Source organism: Prevotella sp. oral taxon 475, from assembly GCF_018127805.1.
In the GTDB taxonomy this organism is placed as follows: Bacteria; Bacteroidota; Bacteroidia; order Bacteroidales; family Bacteroidaceae; genus Prevotella.
On the sequence record NZ_CP072334.1, the window covers coordinates 1,332,113 to 1,347,416 of the forward strand.

The following is a 15,304-nucleotide window of genomic DNA, read 5'->3' on the forward strand; positions in this document are numbered from 1 at the left end:
CAAAAAAGAGAAACGAAAAACGGAAAAGTTTTGTTTTCTCGGACTATATGAAAGATCATGGAGGGCGAATAGAACGTGAGAACAGTAATAAGGCGAGAAGAAATTTGGTAATATTCTGAATTTCCCTTACTTTTGCCTAAAATTTAGAGAGCGGATTCTATCACACGATCCTCATTATTCAAACTAAAAACAATATTCTATCAATAGACATTATGGGCAACACGACCTTACCTTCTTGTCCTAAACGGACGAAATATCTGATGATTCTTTGGGCAACTCTCCTGTTGGCCACGTTCCTCTTGGGCGCATGTAAAGGCAGACAGCACAAGATTTCTTTCGAAGAACGGCGTGCCGTAGATAGTATTGTGTATGGTGTGCACGATGTTGACTCGCTTGCTTTACTGCAAAAGCAGTTGGAGGTTGATGGCAATCGTCTAGGTAGCATTGTGGCTTTGCGAGAATGGGGAAAGGCTTTGCGTGAGGAAAGTCGATTTGAGGAGGCTTTGAAAGTGCATGGCGAAGCATTGCGGAAAGCCGAGGCTTTAGGCGATACGCTGGAACTAGTGCAGGCACTGAATTATATCGGAACAAACTATCGCCGATTGGGGATTCTGGATGCGGCGCAGGAACATCATTATCGGGCACTGAAATTATGTGAGCAGAGTCGGGATACGTCGTTCACGTGGAAGAAGAACTATGTAAAATCGCTCAATGGATTGGGTAATATCTATATGACTCTGGGCAACTATGCGCGGGCTGACAGCGTGTTGCGGATTGCGCTTGCCGGCGAGCGTGATTTGAATAGCAATGTGGGGCAGGCGATAGACTATGCCAATATTGCCTCGGTGATGAAGGCACGCGGGCAGATCGATTCAGCTTGGGTGTATTATCGTCGTTCGATGGAATTCAATGAGAAGGCGGAGAACCGAGTAGGCATATCTCTTTGTCATACTTATTTCGGATCGCTTTACGAGCAAGCCTGGAAGTACGACAAGGCCTATGAAGAATATCGTGTAGCTTACGAGTTGATGAAGGACTCGAAAGACGAGTGGCATGCGCTCGAACCGTTGTTGGCACTAGCCAAGATAGACTATGCCATGGGGAACGACACGCGTTCATTAGAAGAGTTGAATCGGGCCGAAGCTACAGCTAGGAGAATCAAATCGAAGGAACATTTGGCCGAGATCCATCATCTTTATTACCAGATTTATGAGCGGCGCGGTGACTATCGCAATGCATTGGAAAATCATATCAAGTCGGCCCGACTGCAAGACAGTGTGGTGGACATGGAGAAGATGAACCGCATACAGAACGTGAGTCTCAACATCGAACGGCATCAACAGGCCGAGCGGATAGCGCAAACCCAGCGTGAATTAGAGAGCGAGCGCACCAAGAAGGCCGGTATCTTATACTTCAGTTTGCTGTTGACCTTAGGGTTGACTCTTTTTACAGGAACGCTCATCTATTCGGGGCGTCTGCGCAGGCGTAACCATTTACTTTTGAAAAGGATGAACAACCTGCGTGAGCTTTTTTTTACTAACATTACCCATGAGTTTCGCACACCGCTCACGCTCATTCTCGGACTAAGCAAAGACATCTTGCAGGAACCAGCAATCAGCGATGAGGTACGCCGGAAGTCGGAAAAAATCCAACGGCAGAGTAACAGTCTCTTCTTGCTCATTAATCAGTTGTTGGACATTGCGAAGATGAAATCTGAGGTGAGTCTCCCCGACTGGCGCAGTGGAGACATTGTCGTGCAGATTAGCATGATCATTGAGAGCTACCGCGACTATGCCCGCAGTCAGAACATAGTCCTACAATTTTTCTCGAAAGGAAGCGTGGAAATGGATTTCGTGCCCGATTACATCAACAAAGTAATGAACAACTTGTTGTCGAATGCCTTCAAGTTCACGCCCGAATACAAGCAAGTGAACGTCAGCGTGTGGTGCGAGGGCGACTGGTTCTACCTTGACGTCGCAGATACGGGAAAAGGTATTGCCTCGAAGCATCTCGATCATCTTTTTGAGCCCTTTTATCAAGGCGACAACGAATCGTCAAACATAGGTACGGGAGTGGGATTGTCTTTAGTGAAGCAGATTCTCGACTCTATCGGCGGTCGTATTAGTGTAGAGAGTCAACTTGGCGTAGGCACCTCCTTCCATCTCTCCCTGCCCATACGTCACGATAACTGCCAACCTGTGTCCGATGGTGCTGAAAATATTCCGCTGATCGCAACGCCGATGTATCCGGAGACTCAGTTGCGCGATAGCGACATCAAAGACGACGACACGCCGCGTATCCTTGTTATTGAGGACAATACCGACGTGGCGGCCTTCATCGGCGAGCATCTCGAACACCGTTATGCCATGCTTTATGCTACCGATGGCGAAAAAGGATGGAAGAAAGCGATCGAGGTGGTACCCGATCTCATCATCACCGATCTTATGATGCCTCGTCTCAGTGGACTTGAACTGTGCCGTCGCATCCGACAAAATGAGGTGACCAGTCATATTCCCATCATTGTCATCACGGCCAAAATCTCCGAGGCCGACCGCATCCGTGGGATTCAGGCCGGAGCCGATGTCTATCTGAACAAGCCTTTCAACAGTAGCGAACTTGATGTGCGGATAGAAAAACTCTTACAGCAGCGCAAACTGTTGCGGGAGAAGTTTGCCAAAGAAGAAAGATCTCCAAAAGAAGAAAAGAGCGTGAAGGAGAAGCCCGAGAACGAGATTCAACTCTCCGATGTGGATCGTGCTTTCTTGGCGAAGGTCACCGATTGCATTTACAAACGGCTTAACAGTGGTCAGGACATCGACGTCAATCTCCTGGCCTCGACACTCTGTATGAGCTACAGTCAGTTCTACCGCAAAATCTCGGCTCTTACCGGTGGCACACCCCTGGCTTATTTGCAGCGCATAAAGATACGTCGTGCCTGTCATCTCCTCAAAACCTCTCCGCATCTCACTTTCCGGGATGTAGCCGACCGTTGTGGCTTTTACGACTATTCCAACTTCGTGCGTTCCTTCAAAAATGTTTTAGGCATCACGCCCAAGAAATTCGTGGAGGAGGGAACTGAATTTGAACTCAAGGAGAGAAATGGAGTAAAAAATGAATGAAGAAATTAGGGAGAGGGAGTGAAGACAAATGCTTTTTTAATGGCTAATGAGGCTAAACAAAAAAGAGAACTGATGCGTGATGTGCATATCAGTTCTCTTTTTGTTTGTTTGACTCCGTTGCAGGAGTACGATTGCATGCCGGAGTTCATTTGGTTCAAACCGCCATGGCTGTTTGCATCTCGGGACTTCATTTTAATTCTCATTTCTTAGTCGTCGTCTTGCGTTTCAACATTTTTGCTTAATTTTGTAGCGCAAAAAACAATTATCACATATAAAAAAGGAAAGATATGAAAGCATACGTATTCCCCGGACAAGGGGCACAGTTTGTAGGTATGGGAAAAGATCTGTATGAGAATTATCCCCTGGCAAAAGAACTTTTCGATAAAGCCAACGACATTTTGGGCTATAGCATCACGAACATCATGTTCGACGGAACCGACGAACAGCTCCGGGAAACTAAAATCACCCAGCCTGCCGTCTTCCTACATAGCGTCATCTCGGCCTTGTGTCTGGGTCAGGCGTTCAAACCCGATATGGTGGCAGGACATTCACTGGGCGAGTTTTCCGCCTTAGTGGCAGCCGGTGCGCTGAGTTTTGAAGACGGTCTACGTCTGGTCTATGCCCGTGCGATGGCTATGCAGAAGGCCTGCGAACAGGCCCCGGGCACGATGGCCGCCATCGTGGGTCTAGAGGATGCCGTGGTGGAAGAAGTCTGCCAGAAAGTGAGCCAATCCGGATGCGTGGTGGTAGCTGCCAACTACAATTGCCCCGGTCAGCTCGTCATCTCGGGTAGCGAAGAAGCCATTGACCAGGCCTGTCAGCAGTTGAAAGCTGCAGGAGCTAAACGAGCCCTTCCGCTAAAAGTGGGTGGTGCGTTCCACTCTCCGCTCATGCAGCCGGCCAAAGACGAATTGCAAGCTGCCATCGAAGCCACCACATTTGCTACTCCCCGATGCGCCATCTATCAAAACGTAGACGGAAAGGCACACACCCAGGCCGAGGAAATCAAGGCAAACCTCATTGCACAACTTACTAGTTCGGTTCGCTGGACGTCGTGTGTGCAGAACATGATTGCCGACGGTGCTGACGACTTCACCGAGTGCGGTCCAGGAAAGGCTCTACAAGGTATGATTGGGCGAATCGACAAAAACGTGGTCGCACATGGCATCTAAGAGAGAAAAGGAATAAGGAGGTAAAAGAGTAAGTAAGAAGATGATTATTTACCAAGTTCTACCCCGCATTTTCGGCAATCGCAACTCCACCTGCAAAGAGGGAGGAACGATTGCCGAAAACGGTTGCGGCAAGTTCAACGACTTCGACGAGACAGTACTTCAACGAATCCGCCAACTCGGCATCACCCACGTGTGGTATACCGGCATCATCCGACATGCCACCCAAACCGATTATACCCGTTTTGGCATCCCCCGCCAGCATAGTGCCATCGTAAAGGGTAGGGCAGGGTCGCCCTATGCCATCACCGACTATTACGATGTCGATCCCGACCTCGCCGTCAATGTCGACCGTCGGATGCAGGAATGGCAGGAACTTATCGATCGAACCCATCAAGCCGGGATGAAGGTGATCATCGACTTCGTGCCCAATCACGTGGCGCGTGAATATCATTCCATCAAAAGACCCAAAGGTGTGGCCGACCTTGGCGAAAACGACGACACTCGTCTGCACTTCTCTACAGCCAACAACTTCTATTATTGCTGGGGCGAATCCTTCCAGCCCTCCGTCTGCCTCACCGGCGAAGACGGACGTACCTACCACGAACAGCCCGCTAAAGCTACGGGTAACGACCGCTTCTACAGTCACCCCGGCGTGAACGACTGGTACGAGACTGTCAAGCTCAACTACGGTATCGATTATTGCGACGCCGGCGGACGTAGTACTCACTTTTATCCCAGGCCTGACACTTGGGAGAAAATGACCCGCATACTGCTCTTCTGGGCCGGAATGGGTATCGACGGTTTCCGTTGCGACATGGTAGAAATGGTTCCGCCAGAATTCTGGACCTACGTCGTGCGGATACTCAAGGAACAGTACTCTGAACTCGTCTTCATCGGCGAGGTTTATAATCCCGCACAATACCGCAACTACCTTCAGGCCGGTTTCGACTACCTTTACGACAAGGTGGGCATGTACGACACCCTACGCAGCATTCTTTGTAGCGAGAGCTCCGCCACGAGTATCACCCACCGTTGGCAGTCGCTCGACGACATCAATCACCAGATGCTCTACTTCCTCGAGAACCACGATGAGCAGCGCATTGCCAGCGATTTCTTCTGCGGCGATGCCTTCAAAGCCATTCCTGCCCTGCTTGTCTCAGCCCTCATGCAGTCCAATCCGCTACTCATTTATGCCGGACAGGAATTGGGAGAACGCGGTATGGACTGCGAAGGATTCAGCGGCAGAGACGGTCGCACCACCATCTTCGACTATTGGATGCTGGACACACTCCGCCGCGGCTACTTTGCTCCCGACGCCCTCACCGCCCCCGAGCTTCAACTCCGTTCCCTCTATCGCGCCATCTTGCACATCGCCCAGGGCGAGAAAGCCATCACGCAGGGACAGTTCTTCGACCTGATGTACGCCAATCCACAATCCATCGTCTTCAATTCCCACCGTCACTTCGCCTTCCTGCGCAAACATGAAGATGAAGTGTTGCTCGTCGTGGCTAACTTCTCTGCCGAGGCCTCTTCCCTCGAAATAAATATCCCTGCACACGCCTTCAACTTCCTGCAAATACCCGAACGAAACGTTGCTGCGGTAGATCTGCTCACAGGCGAGACCACCGTCTTTGTACTCACCCGCGACGGTAGGCTGCCTCTTTCAGTCGCCCCACATCATGGTAGAATATATAAGTTCAGTACAAAGATGAAAGAAATCGACCGTCCCCTATGCACGCACAATAAAAACGAATTTCCGCCCGCACACACGGCCGAACATCTCCTCAATCAGGTGATGATAAGAATGTTTGGCTGTGAGCGGTCCACCGATGCACATATCGAGCGTAAGAAGAGCAAAATCAGCTATACCCTCGAACGCAAACCCACACGGCAGGAAGAAAGAGAGGTGGAACGGCGGATGAATGAACTGATTGAAGAGGACTTGCCTGTGACCTACGAGCTGGTTGATCGATACAACCTGCCCGAAGGTATCGACCTCTCCCGTCTGCCCGACGACTATTCCAGCGTTATCCGTCTCGTTCGCATCGGGCACTTCGACCTCTGTCCCTGCGTTGGCAAGCACGTCCGCTCAACGGGTCAGATAGGTCGATTCGTCGTCCTGGGCACCACTTGGGATGAAACGGCTCGCTCTTTCCGCATCCGTTTTAAAATTGTTTAGAGTGTCAGAGTGGCTCCCAACTTTGGGAAAGCTTCAAAAAGATAAAAACAAGCCTTCCCAACTTTGGGAAAGCCTAAAAATGAGGGAAACAAGACATCCCAACTCTGGGAAAGCTCCAAAAGAGGAGAAACAAGCCTTCCCAACTTTGGGAAAGCTTAAAAATGGGAGAAACAAAGGTTCCCAATCTTGGGATGCCTCCAGAACGAGGAAAAGCTCTCGCCTGCGGCAAAGACTTGGAATATCGTTAATAATTTTTAATAAAAAGAGCCCCCAAAGAGCTACTCATCCCGTATCGACAAAAAATGAGTACTTTTGCACCCGCTGCCACGAGATGACAGCATAAAATTCAAACCTCAAATTAAAATTTAATTGCAAAATGGCAACAAAAATCAGATTACAGCGCGGCGGTCGTAAAGGATATGCTTTCTACGGCATCGTCATCGCCGACGCAAGAGCACCACGTGATGGTAAATTTACTGAGAAGATTGGTACGTACAACCCCAACACCAATCCGGCTACTGTAGATTTGAATTTCGAGCGAGCACTCTACTGGGTGGAATGCGGAGCGCAACCCACTGACACCGTACGCAACATTCTTCAGCACGAAGGTGTCTATTTGATGAAACATCTTCGCGGAGGTGTGAAGAAAGGTGCTTTTGACGACGCAACGGCCGTGAAGAAGTTCCAAGAATGGAAAGCCGACCGTCAAAAAGGTACCGATGCCGTGCGTGAGAACGAGGCAAAAGCCAAGAAAGATCTCGCTGCTAAAAGACTGGAAGAGGAAAAGAGCATCAATGCCGCCATCGCAAAGAAGAACGCAGAGAAGAAAGCTGCCGAGGCCGCAGCAAAGGCTGAAGCCGAAGCTGAAAAGGCTGCCGAGGCTGCTGCAGAAAACACAGAGGCCGCTGCTGAGACCGAGGCTCCCGCAACGGAAGCTCCAGCAGAAGCTCCCGCAGAGGCTTAAAAGCCTTAGGGTTTTCCTTATGATACAAGGGATGTGTCCGTTTCGACTGGGCACATCCTTTTTTCATGCATTCATCTTTTGCGGTCTCATCTTTGAGGAGAATTTGTTTTCGAGGCATCCAGCTTTTAGGGGTAACAGAGGATTCTTTCTAAGTCCAAAACCGTACCTTTGCAGACAACACAAATGCAGATAAAGACGGATTCATCATGGAGAAAATCATTTTGGCAGACAACCAAGCCATTACGCAAGCAGGATTGATATATATCGGTCGTGAGTGGTCGGATGTAGAGTGGAAACAAACCGCCGACAAGACCAGCTTGATAGAGGCTTTGCAGAGTGAACCCCAATCGGTAGTCATTCTCGACTACACCCTGTTCGACCTCAATGATGTTGACGAACTTCTTATTCTCGCTCAGAGATTCCCACAAGTGCAGTGGCTGCTTTTCAGCGACGACCTCAGTGCCGATTTTCTAAAAAGACTTCTGGGCAGCAGTCATCGTTTTGGTGTTCTGCTCAAAGATGCCTCTCTGACAGAGATTCGCGAAGCCATCCGCTGTCTGCTTGTGCATGAGCGTTACATCGGTCGGCGAATTGCCGAACTGCTCCTCTCGCCTATCTCGCCCGTCGAGTTCGTTCCGCTCACCAAGACCGAAGTCGAAATTCTCAAAGACATTGCCCTGGGGATGACGACAAAAGAGATTGCCGAGAAGCGTTTTTCCAGCTTTCACACGGTCAACACGCACCGGAAAAATATCTTTCGAAAGCTTACCGTCAACAATGTGCACGAGGCCACGAAGTATGCTTTACGTGCCGGACTCGTCGATTCGGCCGAGTATTATATCTAATTCTTTCTTGCGCTATGAGGAAAAACTCCTCATGTTTGTGCAATCGGTTGCTTCTTCTTCTGAGTAGTTTTTTACGTCAAGCAACGAGATTGACGATCCTCTTGTCGTACCTTTGCAACACCAAAAGAGGAAAAAGAGAGCATACATAAAGAGAGACAAGCGGTAGAAGCTCGCTTGGCAAAAAGATATATTCAAGGTAATACTTTACAAGGTTCTTTATGTAAGTAGAGATTCCGGCTGCAGTTTTTGCAGTCGGAATCGTTTTTTTGAGGAATAGAATCAAGTTTCGTACCTCTACGAAAGCTCAAAAATGAGAAAAACAAAGCTTCCGACTACTCTACTCGGAAAGCTTAAAATGAGAAAAACAAAGCTTCCGACTACTTGGAAAGTTCCTACATCAAGAAAAACGAAGATACACCGCATTCGGCATATCCTCGTTTAGATCTATATTGATAGAAGAAGAGATTATTTTTCTTGCAGTTCGTGTTGAAAGAAGCGAGTAATCTGCTGCAAGAGATGATGGCGCGTGTTGCCACCATAGATGCTATGGTTGCGGTTGGTGTAAAAGAGTTGACGGAAATCTTTGTCAGCCTGCACGAGCGATTCGCTGTATTCAAAGGCATTCTGAGGATGAACGTTATCGTCTGCCAGTCCGTGGCAGAGAAGTAGAGCACCCTGTAAACGGTCGGCGCGCGAGATGGGATTATCGTCATAACCATGGGCGTTCTCGTTGGGGGTGCGCATGTAACGCTCGGTGTAAATCGTGTCGTAGAAGCGGAACGATGTAGGTGGAGCCACTGCTACACCGGCGCGGAAGACGCCATCGCCCGTACTCATACTCATCAGGGTATTGAATCCGCCGAAACTCCACCCCCAAATGCCGATGCGGCGAGCGTCAACATAGGGCAGCGAAGCAAAATAACGGGCGGCAGAGACTTGATCTTTCGATTCGAGCTGACCCAATCGCAGATAGACCGACTTCTCGAATTCGGCTCCGCGTGCCCCGGTTCCGCGTCCGTCTACACAAGCCACAATAAAACCTTCTTGTGCCAAATAGCGATCGAAGAGAGCCCCTTGGCCCATTGAACCTATCGCCCAAGAATTGACCACCTGCTGACTGCCCGGTCCGCTGTACTGAAAGAGGATGACGGGATATTTCTTCGATGGGTCGAACTGTGCGGGCTTCACCATCCATCCATCGAGTTTCACACCATCGGGTGTGGTGAAAGAGAAGAATTCGGGCGAGGGTAAGGCATGCTCCTCGTATTTCTTTTGCAGGCGAGCGTTGTCAAGTAACGTGGCAAGCGTTCGGCCTCTACTGTCGCGCAGGGTGAAGACGTAGGGCGTTCGGCAGTCGCTCCAGGTATTGATAAAGTATTTCAAGTCGGCCGAAAAGAGAGCTTTATTCCATCCCGTCTGGGTGGTGAGCAACTCGGTTTTTCCGGTTTTGCGGGAGACGAACACCTGTCGGTCGCGCGGAGTGGGAGCCGCGGCTTGGTAGAAGACATCACCCGTTTGCTCATCATATCCGTAAACTTGCGTTATATCGCAGTTGCCCTCGCCGATGGTCCGGAGCAATCGGCCAGTGAGGTCGTAGAGATAGAGTCGCATAAAGCCATCGCGGTCGCTCGGAACGAGAATAGCGTTGCGATAGATGGTCACACCTTCCACCACCTCGTCCTTGATATATCGGTCAGCTTTCTCTTTTACTAAGAGCTGTGCTACGGTGCTGCGCGGATTGACGGTGTAGATTCCCAACTCGTCTTGATGGCGATTCATCGTGTAAACCACGATTTTATCAGCATCGGCGGTAGACTTGATACGCGGGATATAGCCCTCTGCGGGGAGGGGGACATTCAGTTTTCGCGTCTGGCGCGATTTGATGTCGAAGCTCCACACCGATGGTATTGCATTCTCCTGGCCTGCCTTCGGATATTTGTACGAGTAGGAACCGGGATAGAGTGCGTTGGCTTCCAGTTCGGGTTTCTGTCCCCGAAACATTTGCAGCGAGTAGGTTTTCACGCGCGATTCGTCGTAACGCACCCAACAGAGCATCGTTCCGTCGGCATTGAAAACCAAAGCACTGTTAAAGGCAAACTCCTCTTCGTTTACCCAGTCGGGCAGTCCATTGATGATCTCATTGGGTCGTCCGTCTTTCGTCACCTGGCTTTCGGCATTGTCGTAAAGCAGTTTGACGAGAAAGATATTATTGTCTCGCACGAAAGCCACCTGCCGTCCGTCGGCCGACCAGGTAGGAACTTGCTGCGGACCGCCGTCCGACAGAGGCTGCAACTTGCGTGAAGCAATTGTATAGATGTAATACACCGCTTTGTAAGAACGGCGATAAATCTTCTCTGTCTTTGTGCGGATGAGCATTCGTGTACCATCGGGCGAGAGGATATACCCATCGAACGAGGCAATTTTTTCGCCCTGTGTGTTGTCCACGTCGAACATCACGTCCACCTCTTTTCCCGTTTTGAACGAGTAACGAACGATGCGTTTGCCATCGTCGCTGATTCGTGCGTAGAGTTCTGTACCCTCAATGGGAGTGATACCGCTGAGGTACGAGGGGGAGAAACTGCCGTCAGTCACTCCCTTTAGGTCCAATCTATCTGCCGCCATCGCCGTCAACGATGACAGGCACAAAGCCCAACAAAACCATAATAGCTTTCTCATTTCTAACGTTTTTAGTCATATTGCAGGCAAAGGTAAGTAAAAATCCGTACTTTTGCAACCCGATCTTAGGGCCTCGAATCAAAGATTCCACGCGCCAAAGCTTAACGTCTGCGATAGAGATTCTTAGAAATTCTGCCCACATCATCCCCAAAAATCCTACAAATGAAATACCCCTACAACGACTTCGGAAGTTGGATGCGACAACAGTTTCCTTACAAAGTGCAGAAGATTTCCATCGATGCGGGCTTCACTTGCCCTACAAGAGACGGCGCAACGGGCATCGGCGGCTGCACCTATTGCAACAATCGGAGCTTCAATCCAGCCTATTGTGGCCACGAACGCACGATAACCGAACAACTCGAAGCCGGCAAACGCTTTTTTGCTCGTAAATATCCCGAGATGAAATTCTTGGCTTATTTTCAGGCTTATACCAATACCTATGCCTCTATCGACCGGCTCAAGGCCATGTACGAAGAAGCATTGGCCGTTGAAGATGTCGTCGGACTCGTCATCGGCACTCGTCCCGACTGCATGCCAACCTCGCTGCTCGATTATCTCGAACAGCTTCGTCGCCACACATTCCTCATCGTGGAATACGGTGTGGAGAGTGCCAATAACGCCACGTTGGAAAGAGTTTGTCGCGGACATACGTTTGAATGCAGTCGTGAAACCATCGAGCGCACCCACGCACGGGGTATTCTCACCGGTGCACATATCATCATCGGGCTTCCCGGAGAAGACGCAGCCGAGAGTCTCCGGCAAGCTCCCATCCTCTCGTCTCTACCCATCGACATCCTCAAAATTCATCAAATGCAAATCATTCGGGGCACTCTTTTGGCCAAAGAATACCAAAAGGCTCCCTTTCACCTATATACCGCTGAGGAGTATATCGATATTATTTGCCGATATATTCAGCATCTTCGCAAAGACATTGTTTTGGAACGGTTTGTCAGTCAGTCGCCCGACGGAATGCTCATTGCCCCCAAATGGGGACTGAAAAACTATGAATTCACTCATCTTCTTGTGCAAAAAATGCAGCACGAGAAGATCGTTCAAGGAAGCATGGCGCGATAATTGTCGCTCTCAATCAATTCTTTTACCGACACTTTGGGGTGCGAACACATGTATTTTGTTACATATATCATATAAGGTGAGTCAAAAAACGTTCGTCCCATCGCCTTGTTCACCACCCACATCAGTTTGGCCATGTGCAGGTCTCGCTCTGTTTGCGAGCGCGTCTCATAGCGGTTCAGCGGATAGCGACTCAGCAAATAAAAGCTTAATGCATCCGGAACAATAAACTCACGACCCATCGATTTCATCTGTTCCTTTGTATAATACTTTTTATACAAAGGATAATCTTCCCCCATATACTTATCCAGCGATATGCCGATGGTGCTATCGCCCACGATAATGCTCTGATCCAACGAGCCTATTTGCGCGTAAACCCTGGGCACAGGCAAGCCTGGCAGCCACGTTCTCAGTTGATGGAACGCCTTACACAGCTCCTCATCCTGTTCTTTCAGGCTCATATATTTCACTCCGATGTCTGCAATTAGTTGCTGTAGGGTAGAATCTTGAAAGTAATGGAAGAACTTTTTATGTATTTCAAAGTCTTCTACAGACCCCAACTGTAGAACTTTCTCTATCAGTGTTCTTGTTTCGATGGGATAATCGGTGTTCATCTGTTGCAGGGCCGAATAGTCTCCGGTGCTGAGATAACGGCTTTCCAGGCGGTCATAACGTTCCACTCTCACGCAGTCGTCATGGTCGCCGTCGGCGTTTCGCCACACTTTCAGTTCGCAACTCACGAACAACAGTGTCAGAAGCCCTATAAAAACAGATTTTACACTCACGCTGATGATGATCTATTCTCTTAGTCGCTGCGAAATTAATAAAAGTTTTCTTATTAAACAAGACTTATTGCTAAAAAACGCAAATATAAATATTAGGAATCGGTTTCATTACTATTTTTTGTTAACCTTTTGACAGACTCAGTGCTGACAGTAAGGCAATAGGATGAGAGAACTCATGCTGATCGATGCAACCATACTACCGGTTGTGCTCCCTTTTCTTGGAATTTCAAAAGGCATTTTTATTTTTGTAATGATGCTTTGCAACCGATTGAATATCAATAAGTTGCAATCTATCAGTGCGAAAGCTTAGCTTTTGCACCGCGTTTTCTTATCTTTTGCACAGCATTTCCTAAGCTTTTGCATGCCATTTGCTAAGCTTTTGGAGATCCACCTCTTGAAATGGACTTTGACTTCTACCTTTTTTGACTGATAAAAATGTTGTAGAGGCAAAAACGTCTTATTGCAAAACCAAACATGCCCAACGGTCTTGCTCGCTGCGATGCACCTCTGTCAGTTGCCATTTCTCGGCCTCTTCCAACAGCAAAGGCAGATCTTCTTCATAAAAACCGCTTAGGATAAGCCGTGCACCAGGGCGCATGGCTGCTTTGAAATGCGACATATCGGCGAGCAGAATGTTACGATTGATATTGGCTAAGACCAAATCGAAACGTGTAGTTAACGTGGAGAGAATCGTTGCATCACCTTGATAAACAGAGAGATTTTCAACTTTATTCAACTCGGCATTATGTCGAGTATTCTCCACACTCCATTCGTCGATGTCGTAAGCCATGACGTTTCTTGCTCCCATTTTGGCGGCAACGATGCCTAAGATTCCGGTTCCGCAACCGCAGTCGAGCACAGCCTTTCCGTTGATATCAAGACGAAGGAGTTGCGAAATTACCAATTGGGTGGTTTGATGTGTCCCCGTTCCAAAGGCTTGCCGCGTCTCTATGCCTATCTTCAAAGAGAGGTCGGCAGGCAGCTGCTCTTTGTGCGTGTGGCGTGCGTCGTAAACCACGCATTCATTTTGAATAACGATAGGGGCAAATCCTGCTTCTTCCCACAGGGCATTCCAGTTTTTGTTTTCGGCCGAGGAAAGGGTATATGAAATTGAAACGTGGGGTAGGGGAAAGTGACTCAATTGCTCGTCGAGCAGGTTTTGGCAGAAAAGATGCGGCTGAACATAGCCCACCACCTGTCCGTTTGTTTCTTCAAAGGCCTCGAAGCCGGCTTCTCCGGCAAGATCGATCAGCAGATCGGATGCCGTCTGTCGGTCTTCCTCCCTGCAAGAGAGGGTAAATATAGCTTTATAATAGTCCATTTGATGCTTGTTAAATGTAGCGGCAAAATTATATAAAATAGGGAAAAACCTATCCCTACTTAGGGAAAATCCTTACATTTGCATACGGTTCGACTGTAAATTTGCAACACAACAATTGACATTTAGGAAGAAAGGAGTATTGATTATGAAAAAAACAGGTCTTCTCTCAATTCTTATTGGGATTCTGCCATTTACGGCTATGGCACAGAATGATGACGTCTATTTTACGCCAAAGAAGGCAAATCGGACAAACATAGCAGATGAAGAGGATCATCATCGCAGGGATGAGATTTATTATTCGGGTTCGAACAGAAATGTAGACGAATATAATCGTAGAGGAAAAATGGGCAGTTCGTACCAAAAAATAGGGCGAGACTCGCTTGGAAATGTCGTCTTGGAGGAAGACGGAAGTTACATCTACCCCGACTCTTCGTATGTAGGCGAAGTGGGAAAGAAGCATAGACGAAGATCTTTCGATGATGACGATGAGTTTTATTACTCTCGCAGAGTGAGTCGTTTTTACGATCCTTGGTTCTTCGGATATTACGGTTATGTTCCTTATTACTATTCGCGTTGGGACTGGGATTTCTATGATCCCTGGTACGGAGGCTATGCTTCGTATTGGCATGGCTATTATTCGCCTTGGTATAGGGGCTGGTACGACCCTTATTACGGCTACGGATGGCGTAGTCCTTATTATGATTATCCTTACTATGGTTATACTTATGGATATGCGGCACCTGTCGTTCGTCGCACCTATCGACCAACAAGCGTAGCCTCGCAAACGGGCGATTATCGACGGTTCGACCGTGCAGCTGCCGGTTCAAGGGCCGTGCGGAGCACAAGAAGCAACCGGTCGGTGCGCGATTCCTATCCCTATCCCGACGATAATCGATTTGGCGGATACCGTTCCAATAGCAATCAGCCCACACGCAGCTACACACCCGACTTCGGAAACGGAGGTGGCTTCGGACAAAGTGCAGGCGGTTCGCGGGCCGTTGGCGGTGGCGGCGGATTCTCTGGAGGAGGTAATGCCGGCGGTGGCGGTGGCGATTTCAAATTCGGAGGTCGCAGATAATCTCCTCTATTCAAAGCAGCAAGAATGCTTTTAGGCGATTCCTGCTGAAGAAAAAATAGTATATCGATGAAGAATCAACAGGAATATTAAAAAT

The 15,304-nt window shown here is 48.7% G+C and carries 10 protein-coding genes; 7 read left to right on the plus strand and 3 right to left on the minus strand.

Annotation, left to right across the window (positions count from 1 at the left end; all coding sequences use genetic code 11):
• Window positions 1-260: 260 nt before the first annotated feature.
• From J5A66_RS05230 to J5A66_RS05250, 5 genes are all read left to right on the plus strand, one after another.
• Window positions 261-3,119 (plus strand): ATP-binding protein, encoded by a 2,859-nt coding sequence (locus tag J5A66_RS05230; protein ID WP_249109909.1) that lies wholly within the window; start codon window positions 261-263, stop codon window positions 3,117-3,119.
• A gap of 287 nt (window positions 3,120-3,406) precedes the next feature.
• Window positions 3,407-4,291, plus strand: coding sequence for an ACP S-malonyltransferase (fabD, locus tag J5A66_RS05235; RefSeq protein WP_211789632.1), 885 nt, complete (start codon window positions 3,407-3,409; stop codon window positions 4,289-4,291).
• A gap of 40 nt (window positions 4,292-4,331) precedes the next feature.
• Window positions 4,332-6,470 (plus strand): alpha-amylase family glycosyl hydrolase, encoded by a 2,139-nt coding sequence (locus J5A66_RS05240; RefSeq protein WP_211789633.1) that lies wholly within the window; start codon window positions 4,332-4,334, stop codon window positions 6,468-6,470.
• Between the two features lie 376 nt (window positions 6,471-6,846).
• Window positions 6,847-7,434 (plus strand): 30S ribosomal protein S16, encoded by a 588-nt coding sequence (locus tag J5A66_RS05245; protein ID WP_211789634.1) that lies wholly within the window; start codon window positions 6,847-6,849, stop codon window positions 7,432-7,434.
• Window positions 7,435-7,640: 206 nt separating this feature from the next.
• On the plus strand, window positions 7,641-8,279 hold the full coding sequence (locus tag J5A66_RS05250) for a DNA-binding response regulator (RefSeq protein WP_211789635.1): 639 nt from the start codon (window positions 7,641-7,643) through the stop codon (window positions 8,277-8,279).
• Window positions 8,280-8,744: 465 nt separating this feature from the next.
• Here the strand turns inward: J5A66_RS05250 and J5A66_RS05255 are convergent, their stop codons facing one another.
• Window positions 8,745-10,955, minus strand: a complete 2,211-nt coding sequence (locus J5A66_RS05255; protein ID WP_211789636.1) for a S9 family peptidase — start codon at window positions 10,953-10,955, stop codon at window positions 8,745-8,747.
• A 162-nt stretch (window positions 10,956-11,117) separates the two neighbouring features.
• On the opposite strand from J5A66_RS05255, the gene J5A66_RS05260 reads away from it, so the two are divergent.
• Window positions 11,118-12,029: a TIGR01212 family radical SAM protein gene (locus J5A66_RS05260; protein ID WP_211789637.1), complete on the plus strand. Its 912-nt coding sequence runs from the start codon at window positions 11,118-11,120 to the stop codon at window positions 12,027-12,029.
• On the opposite strand, the gene J5A66_RS05265 is transcribed toward J5A66_RS05260, so the two are convergent.
• Both J5A66_RS05265 and prmA read right to left on the minus strand, forming a co-directional pair.
• A complete protein-coding gene (locus J5A66_RS05265; RefSeq protein ID WP_249109910.1) occupies window positions 12,008-12,811 on the minus strand; it encodes a gliding motility protein GldB in 804 nt (267 codons plus the stop codon). The genes J5A66_RS05260 and J5A66_RS05265 overlap by 22 nt on opposite strands.
• Window positions 12,812-13,268: 457 nt before the next feature.
• The gene (gene prmA / locus J5A66_RS05270) at window positions 13,269-14,132 is read right to left on the minus strand and encodes a 50S ribosomal protein L11 methyltransferase (RefSeq protein WP_211789638.1); all 864 of its coding nucleotides are present in this window, start codon (window positions 14,130-14,132) and stop codon (window positions 13,269-13,271) included.
• Between the two features lie 199 nt (window positions 14,133-14,331).
• Between prmA and J5A66_RS05275 the strand changes: the two genes are divergently transcribed.
• The gene (locus tag J5A66_RS05275; RefSeq protein WP_249109912.1) at window positions 14,332-15,210 is read left to right on the plus strand and encodes a heterogeneous nuclear ribonucleoprotein A2; all 879 of its coding nucleotides are present in this window, start codon (window positions 14,332-14,334) and stop codon (window positions 15,208-15,210) included.
• Window positions 15,211-15,304 lie beyond the last annotated feature (94 nt).

Bases quoted from the DNA above. Each gene is read 5' to 3' on its own strand.
- J5A66_RS05230 (WP_249109909.1), top strand. From the start codon at position 261: ATGATTCTTTGGGCAACTCTCCTGTTGGCCACGTTCCTCTTGGGCGCA.
- fabD (WP_211789632.1), top strand. From the start codon at position 3,407: ATGAAAGCATACGTATTCCCCGGACAAGGGGCACAGTTTGTAGGTATG.
- J5A66_RS05240 (WP_211789633.1), top strand. From the start codon at position 4,332: ATGATTATTTACCAAGTTCTACCCCGCATTTTCGGCAATCGCAACTCC.
- J5A66_RS05245 (WP_211789634.1), top strand. From the start codon at position 6,847: ATGGCAACAAAAATCAGATTACAGCGCGGCGGTCGTAAAGGATATGCT.
- J5A66_RS05250 (WP_211789635.1), top strand. From the start codon at position 7,641: ATGGAGAAAATCATTTTGGCAGACAACCAAGCCATTACGCAAGCAGGA.
- J5A66_RS05255 (WP_211789636.1), bottom strand. From the start codon at position 10,955: ATGAGAAAGCTATTATGGTTTTGTTGGGCTTTGTGCCTGTCATCGTTG.
- J5A66_RS05260 (WP_211789637.1), top strand. From the start codon at position 11,118: ATGAAATACCCCTACAACGACTTCGGAAGTTGGATGCGACAACAGTTT.
- prmA (WP_211789638.1), bottom strand. From the start codon at position 14,132: ATGGACTATTATAAAGCTATATTTACCCTCTCTTGCAGGGAGGAAGAC.
- J5A66_RS05275 (WP_249109912.1), top strand. From the start codon at position 14,332: ATGGCACAGAATGATGACGTCTATTTTACGCCAAAGAAGGCAAATCGG.